Below are 8,622 nucleotides of genomic sequence, written 5' to 3'. Positions count from 1 at the left end.
ATTCAGGTGATGCCGGCCTGCAAACGATGGTTTCCGCTCCGGTTCTCGGAAACCATCGTTTTAGGCTCGGCCTGACCTGAATCTCAACACACGTCGGCGGCCATTGTGAGGGAAGGCACCCATGCCCAAGATCGACCTGTCCGCCGTTTCCATCCGCAAAGGCTCCGGCTACCCTGCGCCCTTCGATGCCCCTTGCGCCACCCGCACGCGTCGCCGTCTGGGCGATGCCGGTGGCCTCACCGATTTCGGCGTCAACCTGATGACATTACCATCAGGCGGCTGGTCCAGCCAGCGCCACTGGCACAGCCATGAGGACGAGTTCGTCTATGTCCTGGAAGGCGAACTGACGCTGGTCGAGGATGGCGGCGAGACGTTGCTCAGGGCCGGCGACTGCGCGACGTTTGCCAAGAACAGCGGCAATGGCCATCACCTGATCAACCGGTCCGCCACGACCGCGCTTTATCTGGAGGTCGGCTCGCGCTTTCAGGACGATGTCATCACTTGCTCCGACATCGACATGATGAGCCCAAGCTCCGACGGGCGTTTCCTGCACAAGGATGGCACGCCGTATCCGGGGCAGGGGTGAGCCCTGGACTATGGTTCGGCGCTGGCGTTCCACCGGCGGAAGGATAAGCTCCCGGCAATTACAGGATGGCGCCAAGGCCCCCTCATCCGACCGCTTCGCGGCCACCTTCTCCCCGAGGGGAGAAGAGGGAAGCGTTGGCGCTGCAAGTTTCCTCTCCCCTCGGGGAGAGGTCAGCCGAGCGAAGCGGAGGCTGGGTGAGGGGGCTTGCGCGACGATCCTGCAAACCCAGGGAGGAGTGCCATGAAGAAGGAAATCATCGAAGTGCCGGTGCTGTCGGCCGCCGTGCGCGCGCTCGGCGTGCCGCTGTCGCTGGTGACCAGAGCCGCGGGGCTGGTCTTCGTCTCCGGCACGCCGCCGCTCGACATCTCGACCGGCAGGCTGGTCAAGGGCGACATCGAAACGCAGACCGAAGCGTCGCTGAGGGCGCTGAAGCATTGCCTGGAAGCGGCCGGCACTTCGCTGGACAATGTGGTGATGGTGCGCATCTACGCCGTCAATTCCGGCTTCTACAACGCCATCAACCGTGTCTATGTCAGGCATTTTCCCGAAAACCCGCCATCGCGGACCTTCGTGCCGGTGGCGTCATGGCCGATGGAGTTCGATATCGAGATCGAGTGCGTGGCGACGGCTTGAACCCTGGACCATGCGTCGGCGCTGGCGTTCCGCCAGTGCCGGGATAAGCTCCCTGAAATCTGAGGTTGTCGCAAAGACCCCCTCATCCGGCCGCTTCGCGGCCACCTGTGCCTGGGCGAGTCACTTGCCTCGCCCGTCCTTCGGACCCCCGAGGGGAGAAGAGGTTGCGTTGGCGCTGGTTGGCGCCCGACGCTGACGGGCTCCTCTCCCCTCGGGGAGAGGTCAGCCGAGCGAAGCGGAGGCTGGGTGAGGGGGCCTTGGCGCCAGCCATCTAAACCAGAGGGAGGATCACCATGAAGAAAGAAATCATCGAGGTGCCGGTCATGTCGGCCAAGGTGCGGGCGCTCGGCCTGCCCTGTTCAACCGCAGTGAAGGCCAACGGCTTCGTGTTCATCTCGGCGACGCCGCCGGTGGACATGGTGACAGGCGAGATGGTGCGCGGCGACATCGAGGTGCAGACCGAGGCTTCGCTGAAGGCGCTGAAACACTGCCTGGAAGCGGCCGGCACCTCGCTGGACAATGTGGTGATGGTGCGCATCTACGCCGTCAATTCCGGCTTCTACAACGCCATCAACCGGGTCTATGCGAAGTACTTTTCCACGAACCCGCCGGCGCGCAGTTTTGTGCCGGTGGCGTCATGGCCAATGGAGTTTGATATCGAGATCGAGTGTGTCGCGGTGGCGTGAGCCGGGTCTCCCTTCTCCCAAGGCTTGGTCAGGTTCGTACCGGATTCAGCCTTTCTGGTTTGCGACATGCATGCTCTTCAACGTGGTCGCCATTTGCCTGCGCTGTGCAGCGGCGTTAGGCTGGCTGACAATGCTTGAGCAACCGGAGCCATGAGCACGAGCCCGTTACGCGTGGCGGTCGTTGGTGGCGGGATCGGCGGCGCCGCCACCGCTGCCGCCCTGCTTCAACGTGGTATGGACGTCCGTCTCTACGAGCAGGCGGCGGTGCTGGCCGAGGTTGGCGCCGGCGTCGCGATCCAACCGAACGGTGTGCGGATGCTTCGGCAGCTCGGCCTCGGCGACGAGTTGATCCGTTCGGGTGCCAGATGGATCGACCCACAGTTTCGTCGCGCCGATGGCTCTTATGCGGCTGCGATGTGGCCGCCCGAGCTTGCCGGCCAGATCGAGTTCTACGGCAGGCACCGCGCCGATTTGCTGGCAATGTTCGTCGACCGGCTACCTGCCGACATCGTCAAGGCTGGCCACAGATGCATCGGCTTCGAACAGGATGATGATGAGGCCGTCATCACTTTCGCCAATGGTGGGCGCAGCACGGCCGACGTTGTGATCGCGGCTGACGGCATCCATTCAACCCTTCAGCAGTTCGTCGTCGCCCCGTCCGCCCCGCTCTATTCGGGATCGGTCGCCTATCGAGGGGTGATCCCGGCGGCTGGTGTCTCGTGGCCGCCAGGAGCGATGCGCAACTGGCTCGGTGCAGGCAGGCACTTTCTCGTCTTTCCGGTGCGCGCCGGCCTGCTCATCAACTACGTCGGCTTTGTCACGACCGATGAGCCGATGAAGGAGTCATGGTCGGCGCGGGGCGATCCCGCCGCCCTTGCCCGGGAGTTCGCGGGCTGGGATCCAATGGTCGAGACGATCATTGCCCAGGTGAAAGCGACGTTTCGCTGGGGCCTGTTCGATCGCGAGCCGCTCGCAGCCTGGACGCGCGGGCGCCTGACCCTTTTGGGTGACGCCGCCCACCCGATGCTGCCGCATATCGGACAAGGAGCCAATCAGGCGATCGAAGACGCCGTTGCCTTGGCGACGGTGCTGAGCCACGCAGACCGCAAGTCAGCCCCAAGGGCGCTGCTGATTTACGAGCAACTGCGGCGCGAGCGCACTGCCGGCGTCCAGCGCATGTCGCGCGTGAGTGGTGCTCGCTATGACGCCTCCAGCGGCGACTTGCATAGCCGCGACCGAAAGCTTGACGCTCAGCGGCAGGAACGCGCCTGGGTCTGGAATTACGACGCCTATGCCGAAGCCGAGGCCGCCGCCGCTTCGCTCTAAAGCGCGTCGCGTTTGAGCGGATTCAGGCGACGCGCTTTAGGTCTTTGCTTTATGCATGTTGTTCTCGCAAAACCGGGGCCACTTTTGCGCGACATGCATTAGGCAAAATACTCCTGCAGCGGCCTCACTTCGAGGCTCCCCGCCTTCAGCGCCGCAATCGCTTCCGCCACCGCGGCCGCTCCCGACAGCGTCGTGTAATACGGCACTTTCTGCATCAGCGTGGCGCGGCGCAGTGACTTCGAATCCGACACCGCCTTCTGGCCATCCGTCGTGTTGAAGACGATCTGCACCTGGCGGTTGCGGATGGCGTCTTCGATGTGTGGGCGGCCTTCCAGCACCTTGTTGATTTTTTGCGCGTCGACGCCGTTTTCGGCGAGGAAGCGTTGCGTGCCGGAGGTGGCCAGCACCTTGAAGCCGAGGCCGGCGAGGCGCTTGACCGCCGGCAAGATGCCCTTCTTGTCCTCGTCGCGCACCGAGACGAACAGCGTGCCGGAGCGCGGCAGGTCGACGCCGGCGCCCAGCTGGCTCTTGGCGAAGGCCAGCGCGAAGTCACGGTCGAGGCCCATGACCTCGCCGGTCGAGCGCATTTCCGGGCCGAGCAATATGTCGACGCCGGGGAAACGGGCAAAGGGGAACACCGCTTCCTTGACCGCGATGTGGCCGGGGTTCCTGGGGTCGGGCATGGCGCCGTAATGGGCGAAGGCGTCTTCGAGTGTCTCGCCGGCCATGATGCGGGCGGCGATCTTCGCGATGGGACGCCCGATGGTCTTGGCGACGAAAGGCACGGTGCGCGACGCGCGCGGGTTGACCTCCAGCACGTAGACCGTGCCGTCCTTGATCGCGTACTGCACGTTCATCAGCCCGCCGACATTGAGCGCGCGGGCCAGGGCCGCCGTCTGGCGCTCCAGCTCGTCGACTAGCTCGGAAGGCAGCGAGTGCACCGGCAGCGAGCAGGCACTGTCGCCCGAATGGATGCCGGCCTCCTCGATGTGCTCGAGAATGCCGGAGACGAAGGTCGACTTGCCGTCGCACAGGCAGTCGACATCGACCTCGATCGCGCCTGACAGATAGGTGTCGAACAGCAGCGGGTTCTTGCCCAAGAGCGTGTTGATCTGGCCGGTCTTGTCGTTGGGGTATTTTTGCTTGATGTCCTCCGGCACTAGGCCGGGCACGGTGTCGAGCAGATAGGATTGCAGCATGCTCTCATCATGGATGATCTGCATGGCGCGGCCGCCAAGCACATAGGACGGGCGCACGACCAAGGGGAAGCCGAGCTCGCCGGCAACGAGGCGGGCCTGCTCGACCGAATAGGCGATGCCGTTCTTCGGCTGGGTCAGGCCGAGCTTGTGCAGCAGCTTCTGGAAGCGGTCGCGGTCTTCGGCCAGATCGATCATGTCGGGCGAGGTGCCGAGGATCGGGATGCCGGCCTTCTCCAGCGCATCGGCGAGCTTCAGCGGTGTCTGGCCGCCGAACTGGACGATGACGCCGACCAGCTCGCCTGAAGCCTGTTCGGCGCGCAGGATCTCCAGCACGTCTTCCGCCGTCAGCGGCTCGAAATAGAGCCGATCGGAGGTGTCGTAGTCGGTCGACACGGTCTCGGGGTTGCAGTTGATCATGATCGCTTCATAGCCGGCGTCGCGCAGCGCAAAGGCCGCATGGCAGCAGCAATAGTCGAACTCGATGCCCTGGCCGATGCGGTTGGGGCCGCCGCCGAGGATGACGACTTTTTTCCGCGACGAGACCTGCGCCTCGTTGGCCAGCGCGCCGGCGAACGGCACTTCATAGGTCGAGTACATGTAGGCGGTGGGCGAGGCGAACTCGGCCGCGCAGGTGTCGATGCGCTTATAAACCGGATGAACGTCGAGCTTTTCGCGAATCTTCGCAATCACTTCGACGTCTGTTTTCGTCAATGACGCGAGGCGGGCGTCCGAGAAACCCATCGCTTTCAGCATGCGCAGATTGACGGCGTCCTCGGGGATGCCGTGCTCGCGGATGCGGGCCTCCATGGCGACGATGCCGGCGATCTGCTCGAGGAACCACGGGTCGATCTTGCACATGGCGTGCACGTCTTCCAGCGAGGTGCCCATGCGGATTGCCTGCGCCACCATGCGCAGCCGGTCGGGCGTCGGCGTGCCGAGTGCGGCGCGGATGGCGTTGCGGTCGTCGGCATGGTTGGCGGTCGCGGCACCGTAGCCGAGGCCGGGGATCTCGATCTCGTCCAGACCCGTCAGGCCGGTCTCCAGTCCACGCAGAGCCTTCTGCAGCGATTCCTGAAAGGTGCGGCCGATGGCCATGACTTCGCCGACCGACTTCATGGCGGTGGTCAGCACCGGCTCGGCGCCGGGGAATTTCTCGAAGGCAAAGCGCGGGATCTTCGTCACGACGTAATCGATCGACGGCTCGAAGGAGGCAGGCGTGGCGCCGCCGGTGATGTCGTTCTCCAGCTCGTCCAGCGTGTAGCCGACGGCAAGCTTGGCCGCGATCTTGGCGATCGGGAAACCGGTCGCCTTCGAAGCCAAGGCAGATGAGCGCGAGACGCGCGGGTTCATCTCGATGACGACCAGGCGGCCATCGGCCGGGTTGACGGCGAACTGCACGTTGGAGCCGCCGGTCTCGACGCCGATCTCGCGCAGCACCGCGATCGAGGCGTTGCGCATCATCTGGTATTCTTTGTCGGTGAGCGTCAGAGCAGGGGCGACGGTGATCGAGTCGCCGGTGTGCACGCCCATCGGGTCGATGTTCTCGATCGAGCAGACGATGATGCAATTGTCCGCCTTGTCGCGGACGACCTCCATCTCATACTCCTTCCAGCCGAGCACGCTCTCCTCGATCAGCACTTCGGTGGTCGGCGAGGCGTCGAGGCCGGACTGGACGATCTCGTAGAATTCGGCGCGGTTGTAGGCGATGCCGCCGCCGGTGCCGCCCATGGTGAAGGACGGGCGAATGATGGCGGGCAGGCCGACATGGTCGAGCGCTTGTGCTGCGATCGCCATGCCATGGCTGATGTAGCGCTGCTTGCGGTCGCCTTCGCCGAGGTTCCAGCGGGTTTCCAAGGCATCGAGCGCGGCGTCGAGGTCGGCCGGGGCTTCGGCCTTGACCGCGGCGCGCTCGGCCTCATGTGTCTTGCGGTCGGTGTTCTTGACGTCGGTGGCGTTGGCCAGCATCGACTTCGGGGTTTCCAGGCCGATCTTCTTCATCGCCTCGCGAAACAGCGCGCGGTCCTCGGCCTTGTCGATGGCCGTGGCGTCGGCGCCGATCATCTCGACATTGTAGCGCTCGAGCACGCCCATGCGGCGCAGCGACAAAGCGGTGTTGAGCGCGGTCTGGCCGCCCATGGTCGGCAGCAGCGCGTCGGGCCGTTCCTTGGCAATGATCTTGGCGACGACTTCAGGCGTGATTGGCTCGATATAGGTGGCGTCGGCCAGTTCCGGGTCGGTCATGATGGTGGCCGGGTTGGAATTGACCAGGATGACGCGAAAACCCTCTTCCTTCAGCGCCTTGCAGGCCTGGGTGCCGGAATAGTCGAACTCGCAGGCCTGGCCGATGACGATGGGGCCGGCCCCGATGATCAGGATCGACTTGATGTCAGTGCGTCTTGGCATGTCATAGGTCCGTTTGGCGGGCGGCTTGCACAAAAAACCGGGACGGGAAGACCCGGCCGGTTGTGCTCGCGATTCTGGTATCAGGCTAGGAGGGCCTTATAGGGAAGAGTTTTGCGGGATGTAACCCCGAAAATGAGGGATTGGGCAGTAGGGCAGTAGGGCAGTAGGGCAGTAGGGCAGTAGGGCAGTAGGATGGCTTCGTGCGCCTTCTAAAACATACTGCCTTACTGCCCTACTGCCTTACTCCCCTAAATTCTAATCCCCCAGCGCCAGCTGATCCGTGATCTCGAAGCGTTCGGACACGCCGACGCGGATCATGTTCAGGCTGCCTTCGCGGGTGAAGCGGAAGTCGCTGGGCGCGTCGGAGCCTGCCGGCTGGCCGGCGACGAAGGAGATGATACGCGTGCCGCCGTCTGGCCAGGTGATCGTGACGTCGGCCTTGTCGCTGCCCTTGCGCACGACGCTGACCGCGCAACGCGTCATCGGTTCGCCGACATAGCGGGCACACGGAATTTCATTGGCGGCATGGCCGGACGGCGGTTCCAGCCGCGCGACGGTCTGCGAGTCAGGTGGCGGGGCAGTGGATGCCCGGGCCGCGACCGGCTCTTCGATCTCGCCGGTCGTCGGGTTTTCCTGCGCAGCGAAAGCCAGGCCGTAGGCATCCTGCATGGCCGTCCGGCCGATTTCGGCGGCTGATTTCTGCGTGCTTTCGGCGCCGGTCACCGGATCGGCGCCGCCAAGCCGCGCCGTCAGGTCGGGCGGTGGCTGTGGCTGTGCAGGGATATCCGAGCCGGTGGCAACAGCATCCGCGCTGTTTGCCGCGGCGGGTGCATCGGCCGGTTTTGTCTCGCCTTCGACATAGGGGGCCGGATTGAGCGGGATGAGGTAGCGCGCCGGCGCCCATCCGCTGGCCTTCGGATCGTCGGATTCAACCTTGCACCACTGATGGCCGTCAATGTCGTTGCAACCGAGATTTTTCACACGCGCACCACTGGCCAGGCGTGTCTCGGTCTTGCCGATCGGCGATGGCTTGGTGCGGAGATTGAGAAGATCGTCCGGCGCCAGGCCGGTCACGATGGAGATGACGAGTTCCGGCGCCTCTTCGGCCATCTCTTCAGCCATAGTGGGGGCAATGGCCAGCCATGCCGCCATCAGCAGCGGCACAGCAATCAGCGCATGCAGGGTTGTTCGGAGCGAAACTGTGCGCCTCATCATTTGGCCGTGCGCGGATACTCAAAGACACCATGCCGCGACGGATCGAGCCCGCCGCATGCCCGGCCGGTTTTATAAGGGACGACGCGCCGCCATGTAAGTCCGAAAATTCGACCGCCGTTTCGCCTGTGCCAGCCCACCCACCAGACGGTGAGCCAGTTCAGCCGGGCGGCACGAACGCGGTGCGTTCAGCCTGAGGCATGAGCAAGCTCAACCTGACATAAATCCGGTCCTGAGCCCGTGAGCCCATTCCGGCCGGCCCGCTTGTTCGGCCTGTCTGGCCGCGGCCTCATGGTCGTAGTCGACGGCGATGGCCTCGAAGCGGTCGGGCCGGTCGCCACCACCCAAGGTGACGATGCCATAGCGCGCATGCGGCGAGCCCTGTTCGGAGACATGCGCCGGCGGCGTCGAATCGTCGTAGGCGGGGCAGCCGATGCTGCCCGGATTGAAGATGACGGGACCATCGGGGATGCCGATCAGTTCCGGGCGGTGGCTGTGGCCGCACAGCGCGATGCGGTAGGCGGGGTCGAGCACCTTCAGCCGGCGCCGGATTGCCGCCAGCGGCGCGCGCACCAAC

General features: G+C 64.5%; 6 protein-coding genes and 1 pseudogene. 4 read left to right on the top strand and 3 right to left on the bottom strand.

What is annotated here, in order from left to right; translation table 11 throughout:
- The first annotated feature begins 121 nt into the window (after positions 1-121).
- From EN935_RS12735 to EN935_RS12720, 4 genes are all read left to right on the top strand, one after another.
- Positions 122-586: a cupin domain-containing protein gene (locus EN935_RS12735; protein WP_127265369.1), complete on the top strand. Its 465-nt coding sequence runs from the start codon at positions 122-124 to the stop codon at positions 584-586.
- A gap of 240 nt (positions 587-826) precedes the next feature.
- On the top strand, positions 827-1,219 hold the full coding sequence (locus tag EN935_RS12730; protein ID WP_127265370.1) for a RidA family protein: 393 nt from the start codon (positions 827-829) through the stop codon (positions 1,217-1,219).
- A 293-nt stretch (positions 1,220-1,512) separates the two neighbouring features.
- Positions 1,513-1,905 (top strand): RidA family protein, encoded by a 393-nt coding sequence (locus EN935_RS12725; RefSeq protein WP_127265371.1) that lies wholly within the window; start codon positions 1,513-1,515, stop codon positions 1,903-1,905.
- Positions 1,906-2,055: 150 nt separating this feature from the next.
- Positions 2,056-3,231 (top strand): FAD-dependent monooxygenase, encoded by a 1,176-nt coding sequence (locus EN935_RS12720; RefSeq protein ID WP_127265372.1) that lies wholly within the window; start codon positions 2,056-2,058, stop codon positions 3,229-3,231.
- Positions 3,232-3,329: 98 nt separating this feature from the next.
- Here the strand turns inward: EN935_RS12720 and carB are convergent, their stop codons facing one another.
- From carB to EN935_RS12705, 3 genes and pseudogenes are all read right to left on the bottom strand, one after another.
- Entirely contained in the window at positions 3,330-6,833 is a 3,504-nt protein-coding gene (carB, locus tag EN935_RS12715) for a carbamoyl-phosphate synthase large subunit (protein ID WP_127265373.1), read from the bottom strand.
- Between the two features lie 255 nt (positions 6,834-7,088).
- Entirely contained in the window at positions 7,089-8,045 is a 957-nt protein-coding gene (locus EN935_RS12710) for an SH3 domain-containing protein (protein ID WP_348629884.1), read from the bottom strand.
- A gap of 210 nt (positions 8,046-8,255) precedes the next feature.
- Positions 8,256-8,622, bottom strand: a pseudogene (locus tag EN935_RS12705) (metallophosphoesterase); the annotation flags it as partial.

Source organism: Mesorhizobium sp. M7D.F.Ca.US.004.03.1.1 (genome assembly GCF_003998635.1).
Classification (GTDB): Bacteria; Pseudomonadota; Alphaproteobacteria; order Rhizobiales; family Rhizobiaceae; genus Mesorhizobium; species Mesorhizobium loti.
The sequence above is the reverse complement of the archived record's forward strand: the minus strand, read 5'-3'. Positions and strand labels throughout refer to the sequence as shown.